Raw genomic sequence first — 23,740 nt, 5'->3', positions numbered from 1 at the left:
CTGGGCTGCCCAAGGGACCCGCTGGGCTGCCGAAGGGACCCGCTGGGCCCAAGGGGCTCGCCGGGTTCACGGGGCTCGCTGTGGCTCATACGCGCTCCAGCAACACGGCCGACCCCGACCCGGCGGCTCCGCTCACCGCGGCCACCCCGTAGCGCGCACCCCTGCGGTGCAGTTCGGCGACGCAGGCGGCCACCAGCAGCGCCCCGGTGGCGCCGAAGGCGTGGCCCATGGCGATGGTTCCGCCGTTGACGTTGAAGCGGTCGTCGCCGACCTTGAGGTCGCGCTGGAACTTCAGGCACAACGCGGCGAACGCCTCGGCGAACTCGAAGACCTCCACGTCGTCCGCGCTCAGCCCGGCCTGGGCCAGGACCTTCTCGACCGCCGCCTGCCCGGCCGTGAGCATGGTGACGGGGTCGCCGACGGCGGTGGCGCTCCCGGCCACCCTGGCCAGCGGCTCCAGGTCCAGGCCGGTCCCGAGGAGCACCAGCCCGGCGGCGTCGCACAGGCTGGGCGAGGTGCCCCGGGTGTGGAGATGACGGACCCGGCCCAGTCCGGGCAGGTGGGCGAGGGCGACGGCGTCCTGGTCGGGGGAGCCGGCGAAGGCGGGTTCGAGCGCGGACAGGGCGGCCTGGGTGAGGCCGGGCCGTACGTGCTCGTCGTGGCCGAGGTCGTTCACCGGGACCAGGAACCGGTCGTAGCGGCCGCCTGCCCACGCCTCCGCGGCCAGGGTCTGGGTGCGCAGGCCGTACCGGTCGAGCTCCTCGCGTGAGAAGCCCTCCAGGGTGGCGACCACGTCGGCCGCGACGCCCATGTGCAGGGAACCGACCGGCAGCGACCACAGCGGCCCGCGGTCGGAGAACATCGGCACGCGCGAGACGGACTCCACCCCGCCCGCGACGACGACCCGGGCGCCTCCCGAGGAGACGAGGGCGGCGGCGGTGCGCACGGCGTCGATGCCGGAGGTGCAGTACCGGTTGAGCGTCATGCCGGGTGTGTCGAAACCGGTGGTCAGGGCGGCGGTGCGGGCGAGGTTGCCGCCCTGCTCGGCGTTCTGGGTGGCGCAGCCGACGATCAGGTCGTCGGCCCGTGTGATCCCGGTACGCCCGCCGAGCGCGCCCAGCAGCCCTTCGAGCATGGCCAGCGGCGTGACGTCGGCCAGTCCGCCGCCGGAGCGGGCCTTGCCGCGCGGGGTCCTGACGCAGTCGTAGACGTAGACGGTCATCGCAGCTGGTCCGCCCGCACCCAGGTGGCGTGGAAGCCGAGCGGAACCCGTCGCGGCAGCAGCACGCGGGCGAGCGGTCCCTCGGAGATCCGCGAGGCGGCCAGGATCTGCACCTCGGAGCGGCCTTCGCGCTCGTCGGTGACGAAGGTGACCAGGTAGCCGTCGTCCTCGCCGGTCGAGCCGTCGCGCGGGGCGAAGGGGGCCTCGCTGCCGTAGACGCCGGGGCCGTAGGTGTGGGTCTCCTTGGCGCCGGTGGCGTTGTCGTAGCGGACCAGGCCGTCGAACAGGTTGGTCGCGGCGTCGGCGACCGAGACGTTGTAGGCGTAGCGGCTCGGCAGGCCGGTGGCGCGCGCGTCGATCGAGGGGAACTCGGTGTTGTGGTCGGCGTCCACGTAGTGCTCGGAGGTGGCGCCGGTGCGCAGGTCGAAGCGGTAGCGGTACATGCGCGCGTCGAGCTTGAGGTAGGCGATCATCCGCGACAGCGCGGAGCCGTTCCCGGACGGCGCGGGCCGCGAGACCCGGCAGACGTCCATGACGATCTCCCCGCCTTCCTCCCACGCGTTGACGACGTGGTAGATGTAGCAGGGCTTCGCCTCGAACCACCGGATCTCATGCGCCTGCCCCCGGCGCGGGATCACCCCGAAGCGCGAGGGCAGCTCACGGTTGAAGGTGAGCTTGTAGCGGCCCTGCCGCGCGGCGTCGAGGTCCTGGTAGAGCGGCAGATCCATCAGGATCGCGTGGTTCTGGGTGATGGCCATGTCGTGCGGCAGCCGCGCGCCCGGCAGGTCCAGCTCCACGCAGTGCTCGACCCGCCCCGACGCGCCCACGACCCCATAGCGCAGGTACGGCGGCCGCGGCCCGTAGTCGAACCAGAACAGCTCCCCGGTCCGCTCGTCCACCTTGGGATGCGCCATGAAGTCGCCGTTGAGCGTGTCGAGGAAGGTGTCGGCCCCCAGCGTCTCCAGCGACAGCGGATCCACACCGTACGGCGAGCCGCACAGATACCAGGAGGCCAGCACCCGCCCCCGGTGGAAGATCACATCGGTGTTGGCCGTGTCCTTGAACGGCAGCCCGCGCGCGTTCCCGAACGGGTTGCCCTTCGGGTTCTCCATCACGCCGGTCCAGAGCGCCTGCCCGGCGGCGGACTCCGCCTCGAAGGCACGGGTGCGGATCCAGCGGTTGCGGTAGCGGGCGCGGCCGTTCTCGAAATGTACGGCGTGCACCATGCCGTCCCCGTCGAACCAGTGGTAGCGGCCCTTCATCGGGAAGCGGGCGTTGGGCCCGTTGCGCAGGTAGACGCCGTTGAGGTCGGCGGGGATCCGCCCGATCACCGTCAGGTCGCCGGTGGTGAGCTCTTCCTGGACCGGCGCGTACAGGCCCAGCAGGTACGGGTTCCGCTCGCCTGACTCGTCCATGATCACGACAGTTTCGGCCATGATTGGAAGCTACGATAGACGAAGTCAGCCGTCAATATCCGGACCGTTGACGACCTGACTTCTGCTTTCGTAGTGTTGCGGCCATCACACCCCTGGGGAGTCGCGATGACGCATTCCGCCGACCGGATCGCCCGCTACGTCGCCGCGGGCTGGTGGACAGACGAGACCATTGACCAGCTCCTCCGCACCCACGTGGCGGCCCGCCCCGGCGTGCTCGCGATCGTGGACCCGCCCGACAAGGCCGCCCATCTCGACGGCCCGATCAAGCGCCTGACCTGGGCGGAACTCGATACCGATGTGGACAGGACCGCCGGCGTCCTGCGCGAGCGCGGCATCGGCCCAGGCGACGTGGTGGCCGTCCAGCTGCCCAACAGCGTCGAGCTGGCGGTGACCTTCCTCGCCGTCGTCCGGCTCGGCGCGAGCGTCACGCCGTTCCCGGTCCAGTACCGCGCGTACGAACTGGCCCAGCTCCTCCCGCTGTCCGGCGCGTCCCTGCTGGTCACCGGCCGGGAATCGCGCGCGCCCGCCGGCACCCCCACGCTGTCGTGGCCCGCGGACCTGGAGGGCGTGCGCGCCGCCGCGCCGCCGCCGCGCACGGCCGACCCGGCCGAGCGGGTGACGATCTGCTGGACCTCCGGCACCGAGGCGACGCCCAAGGGCGTGCCGCGCTGCCACTACGACTGGCTCGCGGTCGAGTCCGTCTGTACGGCCGCGCCCGCCCTCACCGCCGATGACGTGATTCTCAACCCGTTCCCCATGGTCAACATGGCCGGCATCGGCGGCGTCTTCCTCCCCTGGCTGCGCTCCGGCGCCCTGCTGGTCCAGCACCATCCCTTCGACCTGCCCACCTACCTGGCCCAGATCGCCGCCGAACGCGTCACCTACACCCTCGCCCCGCCCGCGCTGCTCACCCTGCTGCTGCACCAGGAGGCGATCCTGGCCAAGGCCGACATCTCCTCGCTGACCAGGATCGGCTCCGGCTCCGCGCCGCTGCCGCCGCCGATGGTCCGCGGCTGGCAGGAGAAACACGGCATCGCGATCATCAACTTCTTCGGCTCCAACGAGGGCGTCGCGCTGCTGTCGGACCCCGCCCACATGCCCGACCCCGAGACCCGCGCCCGCTACTTCCCCCGCCCCGGCGCGCCCGGGGCGCCCGCCCTGCTGGACCGGGTCAGCACCAAGCTCGTCACCCCCGACGGTCACGAGGTTACCGAACCCGGGGTGCCCGGGGAGCTGCGGCTCGGCGGCCCCACCGTCTTCGCCGGCTACCTGCCGGGCACGGCCGTGGCGGAGCCGTTCGACGAGGACGGTTATCTCAGGACCGGCGACCTGTTCGAGATCGCCGGCGAGCACGGCCAGTACCTGCGCTACGTCGACCGGGCCAAGGACATCATCATCCGCGGCGGCATGAACATCGCCCCGGCCGAGCTGGAGGGGCTGCTGGCCGGGCACCCGTCGGTGGCGGAGGCCGCGGTGGCCGGCTACCCCGACGACGTGCTCGGGGAGAAGGTCTGCGCGGTCGTCGTCGCCAAGGGCGAGATCTCGCTGGAGTCGGTCGTGGCGTTCCTGCGTGACAAGGGCATCGCCTCCTACAAGCTGCCCGAGCGGCTGGAGATCGTCGAGGCGCTGCCCAGAAGCCCGGTCGGCAAGATACTCAAGAGGGAGCTGAAGCTGTGATCCGCGTTCTCGGCGGCTACCAGACCGACTTCGCCCGCTCCGGCGCGAGCCTGTACGACATGATGCGCGAGGCCTCGCTCGGCGCGCTGGAGTCGGCGGGCGTTCCGGCACGGGAGGTGGAGGTCGCGCACGTCGGCAACCTGGCCGGAGAGCTGTTCGCCGGCCAGGCCCACCTCGGCGGCATGGTCGCCGCCATCGACCCGGCCTGGTCCATGCTGCCCACCTCCCGCCACGAGGCCGCGTGCGCGTCCGGGTCGATGGCGGTGCTGGCCGCGATGGCCGACCTGGAGGCGGGCCGCTACGACGTGGCGCTGGTCGTCGGCGTCGAGCTCATGCGCAACGTCGGCGCCAAGGAGGCCGCGCGGCACCTCGGCTGCGCGGCGTGGGCCGGCCGCGAGGCGCAGGGGGCGGACTTCCCGTGGCCCGCGCTGTTCGCCGAGATCGCCGACGAGGTCGACGTCCGCCACGGGCTCGCCCACGAGCACCTCGCCCGCATCGCCGAGATCAACCACGGCAACGCCCTGCGCAACCCGCTCGCCCAGACGCGCTCCTGGACCTTCCCCGACGGCTGCTTCGGCGCCGACGACGTGCTCAACCCGCCGGTCGAGGGACGGCTGCGCAAGTACGACTGCGGCCGCATCACCGACGGCGCCGCCGCCGTCATCCTGGCCTCCGACCGGTACGGCAGGCCGGGCCCCGCCATCTCCGGCTGGGGGCACAGGACGGCGCCGATGCCGCTCAAGGACAAGCTGGCCGCGCGCGAGCCGTACCTCTTCCCCCATCTGCGGCGCGCCGTGCTCGACACCTACGGGCGGGCCGGGCTGCGCGGCCCGGCCGACGTGGACGTGATCGAGACCCACGACTGCTTCACGATCACCGAGTACGTGGCGCTCGACCACCTCGGGCTCACGCCGCCCGGCGAGTCGTGGCGGGCCGTCGAGTCAGGGACGATCGAGTTCGGCGGATCGCTGCCGGTCAACCCGTCGGGCGGGCTCATCGGGCTCGGCCATCCCGTCGGCGCCACCGGGGTGCGCATGCTGTACGACGCGGCCCGGCAGGTGTCGGGCGGGGCGGGGGAGTGCCAGGTGGAGGGCGCGCGCACCGCGCTCACCCTCAACATCGGCGGCAGCTGCACCACGGTCGCCCTGTTCGCGGTCACGGCCTGAAGACGTTAAGGCCCGCCGGCCCAGGGCAGTGGCGAACCCATGAGCAGCATCGAGTATTCCGTAGACGTCATGGTCCCCGTCAGGGTGGCCTATAACCAGTGGACGCAGTTCGAGACGTTCCCCGAGTTCATGGAAGGAGTGGAGTCGGTCAAGCAGCTCACCGACACGCGTAACGCGTGGCTGGCGGAGATCGCCGGGGTCAAGCGGGAGTTCGAGACCGAGATCACCGAGCAGCACCCGGACGAGCGCATCGCCTGGCGCTCCGTCGACCGGCCGCACCAGGCCGGCGTCGTCACCTTTCACCGGCTCGACGACACCACGACCAGGGTCACGCTGCAGATGGAGTACGACCCGGAGGGCTTCGTCGAGACCGCCGGCGACTGGCTGCAGCTCGTACGGCTGCGCGTTCAGGGCGACATGCGGCGCTTCAAGGACTACATCGAGGCGCGCGGCGGCGAGACCGGCGCGTGGCGCGGCGACGTGCCGTATCCGCACAGCACCGACGCTCAGACACCGGGCAGCCAGCAGACACCGGGCAGCCCGCAGGCGCCGGGAAGTCAGCAGACACCGGGCAGTCCGCCCGCTCCGGGCAGCCCGCGGGACCCGGGTTACCCGCCCGCTCCGGGCAACCCGCACGACCCGGGCATCCCGCCCACTCCGGGAACCCCGCACGTGCCCGGCAACCCGGCCACCCCGGGCACTCCGTACCCCGGCGACCGGCCGCCCGGCACGGGCCACCCGCGCTCGCCGGAACCGGGCCTGTAGCCCGTCCATCCGCCTTCGGCCCCCTTCCCGGTGCGGGAAGGGGGCCTTCGCGTGTTCTAGCCGGGCTGGGTCACGCCGTTGACCTTGAGGGTGTAGGGCGCGTACTGCTGGACCTGCTCGCCCGGATCGTCGACCGCCACGATCGCGGCCACCTTCGGGAACGGAGCCAGCAGCGCGAGCTGCAGCCGGTTGAGGCCGAAGGCGAACTTGTCGTCCACCTCCGCGTACAGGGCCACGGACCGCTTGCCGTCGTACCCGATCAGCCGGACGTTCCAGCTGTCGACCGCGATCGGCCTGACCTCGGTGACCGAGTCGAACGGGTCGAGGCTGGAGCCGTCGCTCACCGCGGTGCCGCCCACGGCGATGTCGTCGAGCTTGAGACCGCCCTCGTTGACGCCGCCGTCGCTGACGTAGCGGAAGTTGACGAGGATCTCCTGCCCGGCGTACGCGGCCAGGTCGAAGGTGTGCGGCTCGAAGCCGGTCGTGGTGCCGTTCAGGCCGGGGCCGAGCGGCGCCTGCGTGGTCTTGTCACCGGCGATCGGGGTGTAGGTGGCCCCGCCGTCGGTGGACACCATCACGTACGCGTAGTCGTACCCGGTCTCGGCCCCGTACTTGGCCAGGAAGCGCAGCACGGGATCGGCGGCCGGGACGGTCACCTTGGCGACGGCCGTGGCGTCGAGGTTGTTGCGGTTGCCCGACCAGAGGACCGGGTTGCCGGGCCGGTCGGCGTCGTCGCCGACGACGGTCCACTGCAGCGGCGCCGGCGGCAGCGACCGTACCCCCTCGAAGGAGAGGGAACGCAGGTCCCGCCCGCGCAGCTCCTTGCCGGCGGCGTCGCGCAGGGCGAGGTAGTCGGCGCCGTTGGGCGCCGCGCCGGGGGTGGCGTGGGAGTCGGGGTTGGCGAAGTTGACGCTGGAGCGCAGGTTCGCCGCGGTGACCCGCTTCTTGGGCACGCCGATCACGACGCCGTGACGGGACTCGCCCACGATGCCGTCGAGCAGCGTCATCGACTGGTAGTCGTGGATCACCCGGTAGAGGTCGTTCTGTCCCTCGGCGGCGAGTTGCGCGGTGACGCTCTGAAGGCCGCGCTTGGCGTCGTTGTGGAGCCTGGTGAGGATGTCGGCGCCGAAGCGGTCGGCCAGGTAGAGCATGAAGGCGTAGGCGTTGCCGTAGTCGGCCAGCACGTCGCCGCCGGTGTTGCCCTCGCCCCACAGCGTCAGCGAGTTCTCCGGGCCGCCGCAGTCGCGCACGTTGGGGTTGGCGGGCGTCTGTACGGTGGCCCAGCCCTGCTGGCAGATCAGGTGGCTGTCCCAGCCCTTCTCGTGCACGGTCTTGAGGCTGTCGGAGTACCCGGTCAGGTACATGGCGTAGTCCGACAGGCCCTCGTTGATCCAGTTACCTTCGAAGGAGTCCGTGTAGTACATCTGCAGGTGCTGCCACTCGTGCGCGAACGTGCCCTCGTAGGAGTTGGGGCGGGCCGGGCGGCTGGTGCAGGGGTCGGACGTGGGCTCGTCCGGCGGGTTGACCCCGGTGCGGTGGGCCCAGTCGAAGGCGTCGATCGTCATGACGTTGCGGTCGGTGGCCTCGTTGAGCGCGCCGGAGAAGAATCCCGCCGTGTAGGTGGTGTTCGCGGGGAAGTCGTAGAAGTTCGCGTCGCGCACGTTGTCGACCAGGGCGACGGTGTTGTCGCCGTCGCCGGTGAAGTCCCTGGGCACCTGGGAGGAGGTGCCGTCGCGGTCCGGCGGGGTGCTGAAGGCGGCCGTCTCCTTCGGGTACATGTTGGTGTCGAACTCGCTGATCATCCGGGCCACGTTGGCGTCGGTGATCGCGACGGAACTGGCCGGGCGGCAGTCGCCCGCGGGGAAGGCGAGGTCGTTGGCGACCCACACCTCGATCTTGTCGCCGACCCCGCGCAGCGTGAAGTCCTTCAGGTACCAGCCGGTGTTGTCGTCGCTGGCGAACCACTGCCGGACCGTTCCGACGGGCGGCGTGGGGGCGGCGGAACGCGCCTTCGCCGCAGCCTTCGGCGTGTAGGTGGCCGGCATCTCGTAGGTGGTGCCGCCGACCACCATCCGGGAGCTGGTCTTGGCGCCGGCGATCATGTCGCCCGGTGGAGCCGGGTCGGGCGCCGCCGCCGCGCCGGAGGGCGCCGCGACGATCAGGAGAGGGAGGGTGAGTACGGTGGCGGCTAAGCCGATGAGGCGGCTACGAGCCATAAAAGGGTTCCCTTCACGTACCTCGGTTGACAGTAGGTACCTAAAGGGCATTTCCTGGCTAGATCAAGTGGAGTAATTGCCAATAAGCGCCGGCATTATTGGCTCATTCCCCAACGCTGAACATGATCTCCGCGCGCCGGTTTCTCCTCGATCTCCCGGCTCGGTCCCGCTGAACGGACGGCGATGCCCCGGCCGTTCAGCGGCTCGACCTCGGCCGGCGGGGTTCCTACAGCTCACGGGCCTTCTGCTCGGCACCCCACCGCTCCAGCGCCTCCTGGTCGGCGAAGGCGAGCGCTCGCATCATGTTCCCGCCGTCGCTCGCGCGGATCCGCGTCACCAGCCGCCGTCGCAGCTTCTCGGGCAGCCGCGTGGTGCCCGCCTCGACCGCGTCGCCGAAGTGGGGCGCGAAGGCCACCCCGGAGAATCCGGTACGGCGCAGCAGCACCGGCAGCGTGTCCGAGGAGTAGAACATCAGGTGGTTCTTGGTGAAGCCGCTCCAGCGGGAGCCGTACGCCTTGAGCAGCAGGGAATTGGCATTGACGGTCAGCACCAGCAGGACCCCGCCCGGCGCCAGCAACCGGCGGAAGCGCGCGAAGTCGTCCAGCGGGCGCGGCAGGTGCGCCAGCACCGACCAGAGCGTGATGACGTCGAACCCGCCCGCGGCGATCTCCGGCACGTCCTCGGGGTCGCCCAGGTGGGCGCGGGCGGTGCGGAGCGTGGCGTTGGCCCGTTCCACGGAGTCGGGCGAGAGGTCGACGCCGACCGCGTCGAAGCCGAGCTCCTCGGCCAGGCCCAGGAAGAGCCCGGCGCCGCAGCCGAAGTCGAGCAGCCTGCGGCCGGCGCCGTCGTCGAACACGGGGGAGAACGCCTTCATCGTCAGCTCGTAGCGTCGCCGGCGCTGGGCGGCGTACTTGCCGGTCAGGAAGGAGCTGTAGGAACCGGCGTACAGGTCGCCGAGGTGCTCCGGGCGGACGTTCGGGTTGCGGTAGAGGAAACCGCAGGCCGGGCAGCGCACCACCCGGTAGCGCCAGCCCTTGCCGCCGGTCGGCTCGAACAGCGGCTGCTGGCGCTCCTCACCGCACAGCGTGCAGGCCAGGAACTCCTCGATCTCCCCGAGCGGCACCGACCCGGAGTAGTCGGGCAGCGAGGTCACGGGCGCGCGGCGCAGCCTCAGCCGCCACTGCGCCTCGCGGATCACCCGCTCGCCCGGTCGTACGTAAGCCCGCTGGCCGTGCGGCAACCGGTCGTAGCGGGAGCCGTAAAGAATCCGGACCAGCATCTTGCGGGGTGTCACCATTTCTGGCTCTTACCCGTGGCCCATCCTTCCTCACCCAAACTTCACACCATGGGCCACCATAAGCTGACTTTCATGGAATATTCGCGTCTCGGTAACACCGGTCTTCAGGTCTCCCGTATCTGCCTCGGCATGATGAGCTACGGCGATCCCGGCAAGATGGAATGGACTCTGCCGGAGGAACAGGCCGAGCCGCTCGTCCGGCGCGCCGCCGACGCGGGGGTGACCTTCTTCGACACCGCCGACGTCTACAGCGCCGGCGCCAGCGAGGTCATCACCGGCAACGTGCTGCGCCGCGTCTTCCCCCGCCGCGAGGACTACGTACTGGCCACCAAGGTCTACTTCCCCATGGGCAAGGCCCGCAACGACCGCGGGCTGTCGCGCAAGCACATCATGGCCGCGATCGACGCCTCGCTCGACCGCCTCGGCACCGACTACGTGGACCTCTACCAGATCCACCGCTGGGACGACGAGACGCCGATCGAGGAGACCATGCTGGCCCTGCACGACGTCGTGCGCTCCGGCAGGGCCCGCTACATCGGCGCCTCCTCCATGTGGGCCTGGCAGTTCGCGAAGGCCCAGCACGTGGCCGAGGTGAACGGGTGGACGAAGTTCGTGTCCATGCAGAACCACTACAACCTGCTCTACCGCGAGGAGGAGCGGGAGATGCTGCCGCTCTGCGCCGACCAGGGCGTGGGCGTCATCCCCTGGAGCCCGCTGGCCCGCGGCGTCCTGGCCAGGGCCGGATCGGCGCGGCAGACCGCCAGGCAGGGCTCGGACGAGCGCATCGACTTCCTGTACGAGCCGGAGAACGACCAGGTGATCCTGGACCGGGTGGCCCAGGTGGCCAGGGAGCGCGAGCTGCCGGCGGCGCAGGTGGCGCTGGCCTGGCTGCTGGGGCGCACCGGAGTGACCGCGCCGATCGTGGGCGCCACCAAGGACCGGCACGTCGACGACGCCGCGGCGGCGGTCGCCGTGGAGCTGACGGAGAAGGAGATCGCGTTCCTCGGCGAGGCCTACACCCCTCGCGAGGTACGCATGTGAGCGCGTGGGCCGGGCGCCCTCGTGACGCCCGGCCCACGCGTCATCTCACTGGGACGTGCTGTACAGGGCCCGCGCTACCTGCGCGAACAGCCCCTTCGGGTGGTTGCGGAACATCGGCTCGGTGCCGAACAGCACCACGCGCGCCCCGCGCTCGTCCTGGCCGCTGACGACCGCCGCCTGGCCCTTGGCGGCGTCCTGGCCGCCGGAGCCGTCCTGGTTCGGGCGCCAGTGCCCGGACACGAACGCGTCGTAGGTCTGCTCGGCCTTCACCTCGGGACCCAGCCCGGTGAACCAGCGCGGCGAGTACACGAACCCGTGCTCGCCCGAGGCCATCCTGACCACGCCGTTGGCGTCGCCGCGCCCGGCCACCGAGGTGACGGTCAGGAGCCCGGCGGCGGCGTTGAAGGTCGCGCCCGTGCCGCCGCGGGTGACGACGCCGCCCTTGGCCAGGAAGGCGTCGAGGGCGGCCTTGGCCGCCGGGTTGAGCGCGGTGTAGGACAGGCCGCTGGAGACGAACAGGACGTCCACGGCGTTCCAGTCGAATCCGGCGTTGGCCAGGGTCGTGGAGACCGGCGTGACCGCGAAGCCCATCTCGCGCAGCGTGAACAGCTCGTCGGCCGAGGCCGCCGCGGCGATCCTGACCGGGGAGAGCTTGGGGCCGCCCGCCGTACCGGCCCGGGAGAATCGCACGCCGAAGCGCTGGGCGACCTCGCGGGCGGTGGCGCGCGCCGAGCGGGGCAGCGTGGCGGTGTCGCCCGCCCAGGTGACCTCGACGCCGCGGGCGAGCAGCGCGTTGAGCGCCTGCGCGTCGCGGCCGTCGGCGACCTTGAGCGCGAGCGCGCCGTCGCCGTGCGGGACGTAGCCGGTGGAAGCCGCGGCACGGACCGGCTCGGCGAGCACGCGCAGGTCGCGCACCGAGGTGACGCCGGCGCCCCAGAGCAGGGCGTGGCTCCAGCCCGAGATGTCGTACATGGCGTCGACGCGCGGGCTGATGTCCGCGCCGGGCTCCAGCATCACGTTGGCCAGGCCGCGCTTGGGCTGGCGCATGTCGACCACGTACGTGCCGGACGGGTAGAAGCGTCCGCCCGCACGGAAGGGCAGGATCGCCCGCTCCACCTCCACGTCGTTGGCGATCAGGTGGTCCACCAGACGGGCCGCCGCCGGGGTGCCCTCGGGGATCACGTAGCCGCGCGGGTAGGTCGTGGTGTAGACGTCCTCGGAGCCGAAGCCGGGCACGATGCCCAGCGGGACCGTCCTGGACGGCTCGCCCGCCGCGCCGCGGCGGAAGACCTCGGTCTGGTCGGCGATCAGCTTGTCATGGTTGGCCAGGACGTGGCCGTAGGTGGCGCGCACGGCCGCGGCGGCCACGTCGGTGTTGATCCGGGAACGGCGGCGCAGCTCCTCGACCGGCAGGTTGGTGTAGTCGGAGCCGTTGACGCGCAGCGGGATCTCCACCGTGTGCGCGGCGACCGCGCCATGGAACGGCGCGTACTGCGGGGTGAAGATCGGGGGCCAGTCGTCCCAGCCCTCCTCGGAGTCGCGGAAGGGGATCTGGACGGGGAAGACACCGTCCTTCTCCGGCGTGTAGCCCAGGCCGTTGACCCCCGCCTCCATGCCGAGGCCGTTGGCGTAGGTGTTGGTGATGAACAGGTCGTACTCGTAGTTGGCGCCGTGGGGCGGGGTGGTCGGCTCGATCAGCGTGCCGTTGACGTAGCCGTGCAGGTCGAGCATGGCGACCGGCTGCGTGTCGATCATGATCTGCCGCATGGCCCTGGCCTCGGGCTGGGAGGCGGTGATCATGTCGCGGTTGAGGTCGAAGCCGTTGCCGTTGGGGCGCTGGCCGAGGACTCTGCCGTCGGGGTTGGCGGTGATGTTGAAGTACAGGCGGGCGCGCTTGAGCAGGGTGGCCGCCTGCGGGCTGGTGGCCAGTTCCTCGATCACCCTGAGGGAGGCGTCGGTGCCCTCCCACTCGTTGCCGTGGATGTTGCCGTTGATGAAGATCGGCGTTTTATAGCGATTTTTCGGGACTTTTCGCCCTGATTCGATCTGCCGGCGCAGGCGTTCCTGCTCGCGGACCTCCGCGGGGCTCTCCGGCGCGGTGACCGTCACGAAGTAGAGGTCGCGCCCGCCCGCGGAGCGGCCGAGGACCTCGGCGCTGACGCGGTCGCCGAGCGCCTGCAGCGCGTTCAGCTTCGCCGCGATCGCGTGGTGCGGGATCAGGCCCAGCTTGATCGAGGCGTCCGCGGGGTTCTCCGGCGGGAGGGGGAGCTGGTTCTTGCGGGGATAACCCCTGGTCTTGTCGTGGTGGTACGGCGCGGCCGCCTGGGCCTTCAGCGCCGCGGCCGCATCCTCGACCAGGGCGGCTTCCTCGTTGCGCTCGGGGCCGTTGCCGAAGTCCCTGACCGCCGGGGACGGCGTGGGGACGGGGGCGGCGGCAGCCGTACCGGCTGGCAGGAGGAGGACCGATAACAGGGCTAAGAGGGTGGTTCTGCGCATGATCGAGCGTGACATGTCCGGGCCGACATGGCGAGAGGAAATGTCGGCCCCACCTCCTAAGCTGTGCACATGGCACGGGCAAATGAGCAGGCGGCGGCCGCCCTTCAGGAATACGCAGAGCTGTTCGCGCTGACCGGGGGCGACGCCTTCCGGGTGCGCAGCTACCAGAAGGCGGTCAAGGCGATCGCCGGCTTCCCCGAGGACATCGCGCAGGTCGACGTCCGCAAGGTGCCGGGCGTGGGTGAGGCGATCGCGCTGAAGATCGAGGAGTTCCTGGAGCGCGGCAGCTTCCGGCAGCTCGACGCCCTGCGCGCGAAGGTGCCCGACGGCGTGCGCCGGCTGACGAGTGTGCCGACGCTGGGGCCGAAGACGGCCATCATGCTGTTCGAGGACTTCGGCATCGACTCGCCGGCCGCGCTGGCCGAGGCGATCACCGCGGGCCGCCTCGACGGGGTCAAGGGGCTCGGGCCGAAGACGCTGGCCAATCTGGCCAAGGGCATCGAGCAGATGGAGCAGGCCGGGCGGCGGGTGCACGTCGGCGTGGCGATGTCGCTGGCCGAGCAGGTGATCGCGTCGCTGTCCGACCTGGCCACGCGGATCGGCTACGCGGGCTCGCTGCGCCGGATGAAGGACACGATCGGCGACATCGACATCCTCGCCGTGGCGCCGGTCGAGATCATGGAGCGCTTCCGCGCGCAGCCGTACGTGGCGGAGGTCATCGCGGCGGGCGACAAGAAGACCTCCATCCGCACCACCGCGGGCGTCCAGGTGGACCTGCGCGTGGTCCCGGAGGAGTCGTGGGGCGCCGCGATGCAGTACTTCACCGGCTCCAAGGAGCACAACGTCACCATCCGCGAGATCGCGGTGAAGAAGGGCTGGAAGCTCTCCGAGTACGGGCTGTTCGAGGGCGATCGGGTCCTGGCCGCCGCCGCGGAGCAGGACATCTACACCGCGCTCGGCATGCAGTTCGTGCCCCCGCCGATGCGCGAGGACGGCGGCGAGGTGAAGCTGGCCCTGAAGGGCGAGCTCCCGGCCCTGGTCGAGCTGGCCGACCTGAAGGGCGACCTGCACACGCACACCAACCTGACCGACGGCATCGCCTCGCTGGAGGAGATGGTCGCCGCCGCGCACGCCCTCGGCTACTCCTACTACGCCATCACCGACCACGCCCCCGACCTGACCATGCAGCGCATGACGCTGGAGAAGGCGCTGGAGCAGCGCGAGCAGATCAGGAAGCTGCAGGAGTCCTATCCGGGGATGCGGCTGCTGCACGGCAGCGAGCTCAACATCGCGCCCGACGGCTCGGTCGACTGGCCGGAAGACATCCTGGCCGGGTTCGACGTCTGCGTGGCCTCGGTCCACTCGCACTTCACGCAGTCGCGCGAGGAGATGACCCGACGGTTCATCGCCGCCTGCGAGAACCCGTACGTCGACGTCATCGGGCATCCGACCACGCGTAAGATCGGCAAGCGCCAGCCGGTGGAGGCCGACTGGGACGCCGTGTTCGCCGCCGCCGCGCGCACCGGCACGGTCATGGAGATCGACGCCTACCCCGACCGCAGCGACCTTCCCTCCGATCTGGTCAGGCTGGCCAGGCACCATGGGGTGAAGTTCTCCATCGACAGCGACTCGCATGCCGTACCGCATCTGAAGAACCAGCGTTTCGGCGTCGGGATCGCCCAGCGCGCCTGGCTGACGACCGACGACGTGGTCAACACCTGGCCACTGGAGCGCCTGCTCGCCTACATCCGCCCTTAGGGAGCGACGTGCCTGATCTCCGGGTGGCGGGGTGAGGGGCGGTCCAGGAGGGGCTGGGGCTTCCCGCGCAGGTGCAGGTCGAGGAAGGCGCCGGCATAGGTCCGGGTGAGCTCCCAGGAGCGGGGTCCCGGCACCTGGGCGCCGGTGTCGAGCCCCAGCTGCGCGGCCAGCGGCCCGAGGTCGTTGAACGACTCATGCTGCGCGCCCGTCATCAGCAGCCAGCGCTTCCAGCCGGTCAGGCGCTTCCAGGCCTGTTCCCAGGTGGCGGTCTCGGCGCTGCCGGATCCCGGGGTGTAGGTGGCGGGCTTGCCGAGGAACATGAACGGCCGCGCGAGATCGGTTTCCGGTACGCCCGGCGGGACGGTGCCGTCGATGTCGATCCCGGCGCGGATCCTGCCGTCCTTGACCATCGCGGCGAGGCTGCTCGCGCCGCCCAGGGAGTGGCCCGCCATCGCGACCTTGGACCGGTCGATCAGCGCGGCGCCCTTCCACGTGCCCTTGGCGGTCAGCCGGTCGATCACGAACGAGACGTCGGCCGCCCGCCCCTTGGCCGCCTTCGTGAAGGTCGCCGGCTCGCGCTCGCCCTCGCAGGGCACGCAGGTGGTGACCCGCCCGTCGGGGAAGGCCGTGGCGATGCTCTCGTAGGTGTGGTCGATGGCGGCCACCACGTAGCCCCGGCTGGCCAGGTCCTCGGCGAGCGCGGTCAGCGTGGCGCGGGGCTTCTTGAACCCCGGCGAGAGCACCACGAGCGGCAGGCCGTGCCCGCGTCCGCGAGGTTTCACGTCGGTGTAGGCGTTGGTGCGCGTGGTGGCGAGGACGCCGGGCGGCACGCCGGTGATCCCGCCGTCCTTGAGCAGCAGCTCCGACTCCTTCGCCGTCATGTACGGCGCCCGCCGCTTGCCCGGCGACGTGGCGGGGTACCAGACCGAGACCATGAGCTCCCGCATCTTGACGGAGGGCACCCAGGGGTCGGGACGCGAGGTGTCCTTGAGGTGGAGGGACGTGGTGCCGACCGCCCGCGAGCCGGTCGGTTTCGGCAGCCGCGGCGTGACGGCCGTGGTTCGCAGGTGTGGCGCGGCGGCCGGGCTGGGCAGACGCGGCGCTGATGTCGACAGAGGCGGAGGCGTGGCGGCGGCAGCCGTGGCGGCGGGTGACAGCAGGCTTGTGACGACCACCAAGCCGCCCAAGGCACGACGATGCATGAAATTTCCCCGTTTCTCGTGTGAAGTGGTGACGACGCTAGGGGCGGGGGATCGGCGGGCGCGTCGGCCGTGACGGCGATGCCGGCTACCTCCCGGGGATGATCCGCCGGGACGTCATCCTCGCGATGTACGCCCGCCGGACGATCACCCCGGTCACTCGGGACGATGCGCGGCAGCCGGGCAAACGCGACAATACGCAGGTGACAGCTGATGAACGGCGGCTCTGGTGGCAGCACGCGCGCGCCCTGGTGCGCCCGGAGACACCGGCCGCCCGGCCGTCCCGCGCGGCGCTCGTCACCGACGTCCTGCTCGCGGTCGCCCTGACCGTCGTGGCGGTGTTCGCGACGACGAGCCTGGACGAGGCCGGCCGTGGTGCCGCGCCCCAGCCGGTGTCGGACCTGCTCCGCCTCCGGCACGACCCGGCGCCCCTGTCCACCCATCCGTCCGCGACCCAGGCGCTCCCGCTACCGCCGCCGACCCTGCTGACCCTGACCCTGCCACCCACGACCCTGCCACCCACGACGCCGGCCACGCCCAAGCTCCCGGCCACGCCCAAGCCCCCGACGCCGCCTGTCCTGCCGACGCCGCCGGTCCTGCCGTCCGTGACCCCACCGCTCGTATCCCCACCGCTGATGACCCCACCGACGGGCCCGATGTCGTCGCCCGTGCCGGTGGTGCCCGTTCCCGACGAGGACGACAGTCTGGCGGTGTCGCTGGTGGTACTCGGCACCCTGCCGCTGGCGGTCCGCCGCCGCTTCCCGCTCGCGACCTTCTGGGCCGTGGTGCTCGCGACGCTGGCCATGGACGGGGGCGAGACCTGGATCACCGTCCTGGCCTGCGTCATCGCCGCCTACAGCGCGCTCGCGCACAGCCGCCACCGGGTGGCCGCGGCTGCGGGACTCCTGCTGGCGGCCGTGCTCGCGGGCGCCGCCGGCGCGGACATCGTGCCGAGCCTGCCGAGCTGGCTGGGGCCGTACGTGGTGCTGCTCAGCGCGGGCGCGCTCGCGGTGTTCGTGCGGTTCTGGCAGCGCAACCGCGAGCGCCTCGAAGCGCTGCGCCGGGACCGGGACGAGGCCACGGCCAGGGCGGTCCAGGCCGAGCGCTCCCGGATCGCGGGCGAGTTGCACGACGTCGTGACCCACAATGTGAGCGTGATGGTGATCCAGGCCGGGGCCGCGCGCAAGGTGATGGACGCGTATCCCGAGCAGTCGAAGCAAGCCCTGGTGGCGATCGAGGCCAGCGGCCGGGCCGCCATGGCCGAGCTGCGCAACGTGATGGGCCTGCTCGCCGCGTCGGAAGAGCGTCCCGGCGGGCTCGAACCGCAGCCGGGAATCGACCAGCTCGACGGCCTCATCGAGCGGGTACGCGCCGCCGGGCTCCAGGTGGAGGCGAGCGTCGAGGCCGGTCTCCAGCCCCTGCCTCCGGGTGTGGACCTGGCGGTCTACCGTGTCGTACAGGAGGCGTTGACGAACACGATGAAGCACGCGGCGGGCGCGTCGGCCACCGTCACGGTCGCCCGCGCGGGCGACTTCCTGGAGGTCGAGGTCGGCGACACCGGCGGCGGCCCGGCCGCCGGGTCCGGCACCGGCCAGGGCCGCGGCCTCATCGGGCTGCGCGAGCGGCTGGCCCTGTACGGCGGGACCCTGGAGACCACCCGCGGGCCGGACGGCTACCGGCTCAGCGCCCGCATCCCCTGGACCTCCGCGTGACCGCGCCGCCGCCGCTGCGCGCGGTCATCGCCGACGACCAGGCGCTGGTCCGCACCGGGTTCCGGATGATCCTGACGGCCGACGGCATCGAGGTGGTGGCCGAGGCGGCGGACGGCGCGCAGGCCGTCGCCGCGGTCCGGCGCACCAGGCCCGACGTGGTGCTCATGGACATCCGCATGCCGGGAACGGACGGCATCGAGGCCACCCGGCGGATCGTGACCGGCGGCGCTGACGACACCCGGGTGCTCATCCTGACCACCTACGACCTCGACCACTACGTCTACGCCGCGCTCACCGCCGGAGCCAGCGGCTTCCTGCTCAAGGACGTCACCCCCGAGCACCTGGTGGCCTCGGTCCGCCTGGTCCGCTCCGGTGACGCGCTGCTCGCGCCCACGATCACCCGCCGCCTGGTAGAGCGCTTCGCCCGCCGCGACGACGCCCGCGCGGCCCTGCACCGCGACCTGTCCGGCCTGACGCCGCGCGAGCTGGAGGTCCTGCGCCTGCTGGCCACCGGCCTGAGCAACGCCGAACTGGCCGACCGGCTGACGCTCAGCGCGACCACGGTGAAGACGCACGTGGCCCGCATCCTGTCCAAGCTCGGCCTGCGTGACCGCGTGCAGGCGGTCGTGCTCGCCTACGAGACCGGCCTGGTCTCCCCGGGCGGCCACGACTAGCGTCACCAGCCCCCACCGGGCGGCCAGGCCGCCTGGACTGCGCCTTACGGTGTACGGGTAAAGTGCTGGGGTGCCTCTTTGGACCGACGAAGAATCCGATGAGCAGCCCCGTGTCCCGCTGAGCCGCAGGCGGGTGCTGCGCGCCGCCGTCGAACTGGCGGACCGGTCCGGGCTCGACGCGCTGACGATGCGGCGAGTGGCGCAGGAGCTCGGGGTGGAGCCGATGTCGCTCTATCACCATGTCGCCAACAAGGAGGCGATACTCGACGGGGTCGTCGAGATGGTGATCGTGGAGATCCTCGGCGTGGTCGAGGGCGCCGAGGGGCCGGATCCGGCCGGTGACTGGCAGGCGGCGTTGCGGGGGCGGATTCTCGCCGCGCGCGAGGTGCTGCTGCGGCACAAGTGGGCGCCGGGCGTGATCCAGACGCGTACGTCGCTCAGCGAGGCGGCGATCGCCTACCACGAGGGCGTGCTCGGGATTCTGCGGGCGGGCGGCTTCTCCTACGATCTGGCGCATCACGCGCTGCACGCGCTGGGCAGCCGGGCGATGGGGTTCACACAGGAGTTGTTCGAGCCGGACGACCAAGCCGACGGCATGGACGAGGCGATGATGGAACAGATGGTTATGAAATATCCCCATCTGGCCGGGATGATGGCGGCGATCGCCCACGAAGGCCCCGAAACCACGCTGAGCTGGTGCGATGACAACACGGAGTTCTCGTTCGCCCTCGATCTGATCCTCGAAGGACTGGAGCGCCGCCGGCTCGGCTGAGAACGGTCTCAGGCTGGGACTTGACAACCTTACGTCGTACGACAACCTTATGACGTATGGCAACCTTACGACGTACGAAGGCTTGGGTCTGGGAGCGGTACGGCTCGCCGGACGTCCTGGCCCTGCGCGAGGTCGATGTGCCCGAGCCCGGGCGCCACGAGGTCCTGGTCCGGGTACGGGCCGCCGCCGTCAATCCCTACGACTGGCGCCACCTGCGCTCGGACCCGCACCTGGTGCGGCTCTCCGCCGGGCTGCGGCGGCCCAGGCCGGGGTCGATCCTCGGCGCCGACCTGGCCGGGGTCGTCGAGCGGGTGGGGGCCGACGTGCGCGGCCTGGCCGCGGGTGACGAGGTGTTCGGAGGTGTACGGCTGGGCGCCTTCGCCGAGGCGGTAGCCGTACCCCAGGAGACGCTCGTCCCGAAGCCCGCGGACGTGAGCTTCGAGGCGGCGGCGGCCGTGCCCATGGCGGGGCAGACCGCGCTGAAGGCGCTCGACGGGCTCGTGGCCGGTCAGCGGGTGCTGGTCAACGGGGCCTCAGGGGGCATCGGCACCTTCACCGTCCAGCTCGCCAAGGCGCTCGGGGCGCACGTCACCGGCGTGTGCGGCGCCCATAACGCCGACCTGGTCCGCTCGCTCGGCGCGGACGAGGTCGTGGACTACAACCGCGAGGACTTCACCCGGCCGCCGGAGCGCTACGACCTGCTGGTGGACCTGGTCGGCAACCGTTCGCTCAAGGACTTCAGGCGCGCGCTGACGCCGAAGGGCACGCTGGCGCTCGTCGGCGGCCTGTCCTCCGGCGGCGGGCGGGTGCTCGGGCCCATGGTGCAGGTGGTCAAGGGCATGGTCGTGGCGAGGTTCGTCGGGCAGCGCATCACCGGCGTCTCGTGGAAGCCGGGCAAGCAGGCGCTGAACCATCTGGCCGAGCTGCTCGCGGCCAAGGAGATCGTGCCGGTCATCGACCGCGTGTACCCGCTGGCCGAGGTTCCCGAGGCGATCCGGTACGTCGAGAGCATGCGCGCCCGCGGCAAGGTCGTCATCACCATCGGACAGGGGGAAACTCGATGAAAGTCTGTATCGTCGGCGCCTCGGGCAAGCTGGGGCGGTACATGGTCCGGCACGCGCTGGAACGCGGCTACGAGGTCGTCGGCGTCTGCCGGAAGAAGAGCGTCGGCAAGCTCGACGCCGTCAAGGACCGCATCACCATCGTCCCCGGCGACACCAACGACCGGCGGGTCATCGAACGCGCGGTCGCCGGGTGCGACGGAGTTCTCACGGTCCTGGTGCCGTGGGGGATGCGGAAATACTCCAGCGGCACCGCCCAGGCGGTCATGGACTACGCGCGGCCGGGCGCCCGCCTGGTGTTCTCCTGCGGGTGGCACATCACCCGCGACGGCAAGGACGTCTACACCTGGCAGCTGCGGACGTTCGCCGCGGTGTTCGGCGTGCTCGCCCGGCTGGTCCGCTTCGCCGACCTGCGCGACCAGGTGGAGGCCTGCCGGCGCATCTTCGCCAGCGACACCCGGTGGACCGTCGTGCGGGGCAGCGACCTGGAGGAGGGCGAGAGCCAGGGACTGCCCGTGTGGAGCCGGCACGTGGGCGACCCCATCCTGGCCGGCAATCTCACCCGGCGCGTCGACTTCGCCCTGTTCATGGTGGACGCGCTCACCAACGACGAACTCGTGCACGAGGCACCGGCCATCGTCGGCCGCGAGACGGCCTCGGCCCGCGCCCACGCGCGGACGCGCGGCTAGCTCGCCGCCGGGACCTGACCGGCCAGCCACTCGTCGAACGTGGTCGGCATGATCCGGGCTCCCTCGCCCGGCAGCATGACATCGCCCGCCATGTCCGGGCCGAAGATGCCCGACCACGTCGGCACCAGCACGATCTCCTGGCCGCGCGCCGTGTACGTGCGCCGCGCCATGTCGACCAGGTCCTGCTGGCCGGGCCCCGCGATGTCGGCGTAGCGGCCCTGCGGCCCGCCGGTGGCGACCTCGGCCAGGACGGCGGCCACGTCCGCGGGGGCGATCGGCCGCATGAGCAGCGGCGCGACCCTGGCGACGCCGTCCAGCTCGTCCCAGCTCGCGGCCATCGCGGCGAAGTCGTGGAACTGCGTGGCCGGCACGATGGTCCACGGCACGGGGCCCGCCGACACGAGGCGTTCCTGCTCGCGTTTGCCGGCGTAGTGGGCGTTGCCGCCGGTGCGGTGGAGGCCGGCGATCGAGAGCAGCACGTGGTGGCCGACGCCGGCCCGCTGCTCGGCGGCGAGCAGGTTACCGGTGGCGCCGGAGAAGAACGCCACCGTCTCGGCCTCGCCCGCCCCGGGCATGCTGATGGCGTCGACGACCGCCTCGACGCCGGTCAGCGCCTCGTCCAGGCCCTCGCCCGTGGACAGGTCCACGCCCAGCGACCGGCTGATGCCGACGACCTCGTGCCCGTCCCTCTCCAGGGCGGCGATGGTGAGGGCGCCGATGTTGCCGGTCGCGCCGGCTACTGCGATGCGCATGGTGATCTCTCCTCGTCTCGATACCGAGGTGACAGTATCACGGACTAAATGGGTCCGTAATATCTCCTATAGACTCATGGGCGTGAAGTTGCCTGTGAGCACGGAATGGGTCCTGCACTGCGCCACGACGCTGGCGCAGCTCGAACCGGGGGCGAGCGCGTCCACGACCCAGCTCGCCCTGTACTTCGACCTGCCCGTGCCCTACCTCGCCAAGCAGCTGAAGGCGCTCGTCAAGGCCGGGCTGCTGACCGCGAGCACGGGGCCCCGGGGCGGGTTCCGGCTGGCACGGGCGGCGGCCGAGATCACCCTGCTGCAGGTCGTGGAGGCGGTGGACGGGACGTCGTCGCCGTACGAGTGCCGGGAGATCCGGCAGCGGGGGCGGGGAGCGCTGCCGCCGGAGGAGTGCCGGGCCCCGTGCGTCCTGGCCGTCAAGATGGCCGAGGCGCACCAGGCCTGGCGCCGCACCCTGGCCGCCACCACGCTGGCCGACATCCTCGCCGACATCCCGCCGACGGCCCCCGCCCGCACCCGCCACCGCCTCATGACCCCCACCTGACACCCACCATCTCTGCCGCGCTCCGGTACGGGCCGCCGCCTCGCGATACGGCCTACCGGGCGGGCCGAGCCATGGGGTGGAGGGCAACGCCTGGCGGTCGGCCCGGCAGCCGCGCTCGCGGGGAGGGCGGGGGCCGGGCGGCACCACGAGGCGTCAGCTCCACCCCGTACCGGCGCAGCCCGGTCCCGGCGCTCCAGGCCGTGCCGGAGAAGGGGCTGTGCGGCTAGGGGACGATCATCGTGACGCCGGGCACCGAGCCGATGGCGGCCAGCGCCTTGCCCGCGTCGGCCAGGCCGATGGTGCGGGTGACGAGCTGGTCGGGGTGCAGGATGCCTGCCCTGATCAGCTCCAGCATCCTCGGGTAGGCGTGGGCGGCCATGCCGTGGCTGCCGAGCAGCCGCAGCTCGTGCGCGATCACGCGGCCCATCGGGATGGGCGTCGCCGCGCCCGGCAGAAGGCCGACCTGGACGTGCCGTCCCCGGCGGCGCAGCGACTCGACGGAGGCCGCGCAGGTGGCCGGGCTGCCGAGGGCGTCGAGGGAGACGTGCGCGCCACCCCTGGTCAGCTCCCTGACCTGCGCGGCGGCGTCACCGGCCGAGGCGTTGACGAAATGGGTGGCGCCGGCGCGCTCGGCCAGGTGGAGGGCGTCGGTGCTGATGTCGACGGCCACGACCCGGCCGCCCGCGGCGGTGGCGATCATGATCGCGGACAGGCCCACGCCGCCGCAGCCGTGCACGGCCACCCACTCGCCGGGGCGTACGTCGCCGACCTCGGTGACGGCCCGGAAGGAGGTGGCGAAGCGGCAGCCGAGGCCGGCGGCCGTGGTGAAGTCCATCTCCTCCGGCACCGGGATGAGGTTGACGTCGGCGTGGTCGATGGCCACGTACTCGGCGAAGGAGCCCCAATGGGTGAAGCCGGGCTGGGTCTGCCGTTCGCACACCTGCTGGTCTCCGGCGGCGCAGGCCGTACAGGATCCGCAGGCGCAGATGAACGGGACGGTCACCCGCGCGCCCTCGGACCAGCCGCGCACCAGGGAACCGGTGGCGACGACCACGCCGGCCAGCTCGTGCCCGGGTACGTGCGGGAACGCCGTGATGTCGGGGTCGTGTCCCTGCCATCCGTGCCAGTCGCTGCGGCACAGGCCCGTCGCCTCGACCCTGATCACCGCCCCGTGGGGCGTGGGCGCCGGATCGGGGAGCTCGCGCAGGTCCAGCTCGCCGCCGAAGATGTCAAAGGCTACCGCTCGCATCT

19 protein-coding genes are annotated in these 23,740 nt (G+C 71.7%); 11 read left to right on the top strand and 8 right to left on the bottom strand.

Annotation, left to right across the window (positions count from 1 at the left end):
* Positions 1–85: 85 nt before the first annotated feature.
* Together ACIBKY_RS14940 and ACIBKY_RS14935 are read right to left on the bottom strand one after the other, a co-directional pair.
* Positions 86–1,222, bottom strand: a complete 1,137-nt coding sequence (locus ACIBKY_RS14940; protein WP_397097206.1) for an acetyl-CoA C-acyltransferase — start codon at positions 1,220–1,222, stop codon at positions 86–88.
* Positions 1,219–2,658 (bottom strand): carotenoid oxygenase family protein, encoded by a 1,440-nt coding sequence (locus tag ACIBKY_RS14935; RefSeq protein ID WP_397097205.1) that lies wholly within the window; start codon positions 2,656–2,658, stop codon positions 1,219–1,221. The genes ACIBKY_RS14940 and ACIBKY_RS14935 overlap by 4 nt, the downstream gene beginning before the upstream one ends.
* 105 nt (positions 2,659–2,763) lie before the next feature.
* Between ACIBKY_RS14935 and ACIBKY_RS14930 the strand changes: the two genes are divergently transcribed.
* Genes ACIBKY_RS14930 through ACIBKY_RS14920 form a run of 3 tightly spaced genes read left to right on the top strand, consistent with a single transcriptional unit; the run spans position 2,764 to position 6,266 of the window.
* The gene (locus tag ACIBKY_RS14930) at positions 2,764–4,335 is read left to right on the top strand and encodes a class I adenylate-forming enzyme family protein (RefSeq protein WP_397097204.1); all 1,572 of its coding nucleotides are present in this window, start codon (positions 2,764–2,766) and stop codon (positions 4,333–4,335) included.
* Positions 4,332–5,501 (top strand): acetyl-CoA acetyltransferase, encoded by a 1,170-nt coding sequence (locus tag ACIBKY_RS14925; protein WP_397097203.1) that lies wholly within the window; start codon positions 4,332–4,334, stop codon positions 5,499–5,501. The genes ACIBKY_RS14930 and ACIBKY_RS14925 overlap by 4 nt, the downstream gene beginning before the upstream one ends.
* Positions 5,502–5,540: 39 nt before the next feature.
* Positions 5,541–6,266 (top strand): SRPBCC family protein, encoded by a 726-nt coding sequence (locus ACIBKY_RS14920; RefSeq protein WP_397097202.1) that lies wholly within the window; start codon positions 5,541–5,543, stop codon positions 6,264–6,266.
* 56 nt (positions 6,267–6,322) lie between these two features.
* Here ACIBKY_RS14920 and ACIBKY_RS14915 read toward each other — a convergent pair whose 3' ends face one another.
* Together ACIBKY_RS14915 and ACIBKY_RS14910 are read right to left on the bottom strand one after the other, a co-directional pair.
* Positions 6,323–8,482, bottom strand: coding sequence for a choice-of-anchor J domain-containing protein (locus tag ACIBKY_RS14915; protein ID WP_397097201.1), 2,160 nt, complete (start codon positions 8,480–8,482; stop codon positions 6,323–6,325).
* A gap of 226 nt (positions 8,483–8,708) precedes the next feature.
* Positions 8,709–9,779 carry a class I SAM-dependent methyltransferase gene (locus ACIBKY_RS14910; protein ID WP_397097200.1) on the bottom strand — a complete coding sequence of 357 codons (1,071 nt, stop codon included), beginning with the start codon at positions 9,777–9,779 and terminating at the stop codon, positions 8,709–8,711.
* 72 nt (positions 9,780–9,851) lie between these two features.
* Here ACIBKY_RS14910 and ACIBKY_RS14905 point away from each other — a divergent pair, with 72 nt between their 5' ends.
* A complete protein-coding gene (locus ACIBKY_RS14905; protein WP_397097199.1) occupies positions 9,852–10,820 on the top strand; it encodes an aldo/keto reductase in 969 nt (322 codons plus the stop codon).
* 45 nt (positions 10,821–10,865) lie between these two features.
* Here ACIBKY_RS14905 and ACIBKY_RS14900 read toward each other — a convergent pair whose 3' ends face one another.
* On the bottom strand, positions 10,866–13,316 hold the full coding sequence (locus ACIBKY_RS14900; protein WP_397097198.1) for a M14 family zinc carboxypeptidase: 2,451 nt from the start codon (positions 13,314–13,316) through the stop codon (positions 10,866–10,868).
* Between the two features lie 69 nt (positions 13,317–13,385).
* On the opposite strand from ACIBKY_RS14900, the gene polX reads away from it, so the two are divergent.
* On the top strand, positions 13,386–15,074 hold the full coding sequence (polX, locus tag ACIBKY_RS14895; protein WP_397097197.1) for a DNA polymerase/3'-5' exonuclease PolX: 1,689 nt from the start codon (positions 13,386–13,388) through the stop codon (positions 15,072–15,074).
* Here the strand turns inward: polX and ACIBKY_RS14890 are convergent.
* Positions 15,071–16,261 carry an alpha/beta hydrolase family protein gene (locus ACIBKY_RS14890; protein WP_397097196.1) on the bottom strand — a complete coding sequence of 397 codons (1,191 nt, stop codon included), beginning with the start codon at positions 16,259–16,261 and terminating at the stop codon, positions 15,071–15,073. The two genes, polX and ACIBKY_RS14890, sit on opposite strands and share 4 nt — an antisense overlap.
* Before the next feature lie 215 nt (positions 16,262–16,476).
* Between ACIBKY_RS14890 and ACIBKY_RS14885 the strand changes: the two genes are divergently transcribed.
* The 5 genes from ACIBKY_RS14885 (at position 16,477) to ACIBKY_RS14865 (ending at position 21,181) form a co-directional block, all read left to right on the top strand.
* Complete coding sequence (locus tag ACIBKY_RS14885) at positions 16,477–17,985, top strand: sensor histidine kinase (protein ID WP_397097195.1); 1,509 nt, start codon at positions 16,477–16,479, stop codon at positions 17,983–17,985.
* Positions 17,982–18,659 carry a response regulator gene (locus ACIBKY_RS14880; protein ID WP_397097194.1) on the top strand — a complete coding sequence of 226 codons (678 nt, stop codon included), beginning with the start codon at positions 17,982–17,984 and terminating at the stop codon, positions 18,657–18,659. The genes ACIBKY_RS14885 and ACIBKY_RS14880 overlap by 4 nt, the downstream gene beginning before the upstream one ends.
* Positions 18,660–18,729: 70 nt before the next feature.
* Positions 18,730–19,431, top strand: a complete 702-nt coding sequence (locus tag ACIBKY_RS14875) for a TetR/AcrR family transcriptional regulator C-terminal domain-containing protein (RefSeq protein WP_397097193.1) — start codon at positions 18,730–18,732, stop codon at positions 19,429–19,431.
* A gap of 56 nt (positions 19,432–19,487) precedes the next feature.
* Positions 19,488–20,495 (top strand): NAD(P)-dependent alcohol dehydrogenase, encoded by a 1,008-nt coding sequence (locus tag ACIBKY_RS14870; RefSeq protein WP_397097192.1) that lies wholly within the window; start codon positions 19,488–19,490, stop codon positions 20,493–20,495.
* On the top strand, positions 20,492–21,181 hold the full coding sequence (locus ACIBKY_RS14865) for an NAD(P)-dependent oxidoreductase (RefSeq protein WP_397097191.1): 690 nt from the start codon (positions 20,492–20,494) through the stop codon (positions 21,179–21,181). Before ACIBKY_RS14870 ends, ACIBKY_RS14865 begins: the two co-directional genes overlap by 4 nt.
* On the opposite strand, the gene ACIBKY_RS14860 is transcribed toward ACIBKY_RS14865, so the two are convergent.
* Positions 21,178–21,933 (bottom strand): SDR family oxidoreductase, encoded by a 756-nt coding sequence (locus ACIBKY_RS14860; RefSeq protein WP_397097190.1) that lies wholly within the window; start codon positions 21,931–21,933, stop codon positions 21,178–21,180. The two genes, ACIBKY_RS14865 and ACIBKY_RS14860, sit on opposite strands and share 4 nt — an antisense overlap.
* A gap of 82 nt (positions 21,934–22,015) precedes the next feature.
* On the opposite strand from ACIBKY_RS14860, the gene ACIBKY_RS14855 reads away from it, so the two are divergent.
* Positions 22,016–22,489 carry an RrF2 family transcriptional regulator gene (locus tag ACIBKY_RS14855; protein WP_397097189.1) on the top strand — a complete coding sequence of 158 codons (474 nt, stop codon included), beginning with the start codon at positions 22,016–22,018 and terminating at the stop codon, positions 22,487–22,489.
* A gap of 223 nt (positions 22,490–22,712) precedes the next feature.
* Here the strand turns inward: ACIBKY_RS14855 and ACIBKY_RS14850 are convergent, their stop codons facing one another.
* A complete protein-coding gene (locus ACIBKY_RS14850; RefSeq protein ID WP_397097188.1) occupies positions 22,713–23,738 on the bottom strand; it encodes a zinc-dependent alcohol dehydrogenase family protein in 1,026 nt (341 codons plus the stop codon).
* Between the last annotated feature and the right edge of the window lie 2 nt (positions 23,739–23,740).

This window comes from Nonomuraea sp. NPDC050394, assembly GCF_044459065.1.
In the GTDB taxonomy this organism is placed as follows: domain Bacteria; phylum Actinomycetota; class Actinomycetes; order Streptosporangiales; family Streptosporangiaceae; genus Nonomuraea.
The sequence above is the reverse complement of the archived record's forward strand: the minus strand, read 5'-3'. Positions and strand labels throughout refer to the sequence as shown.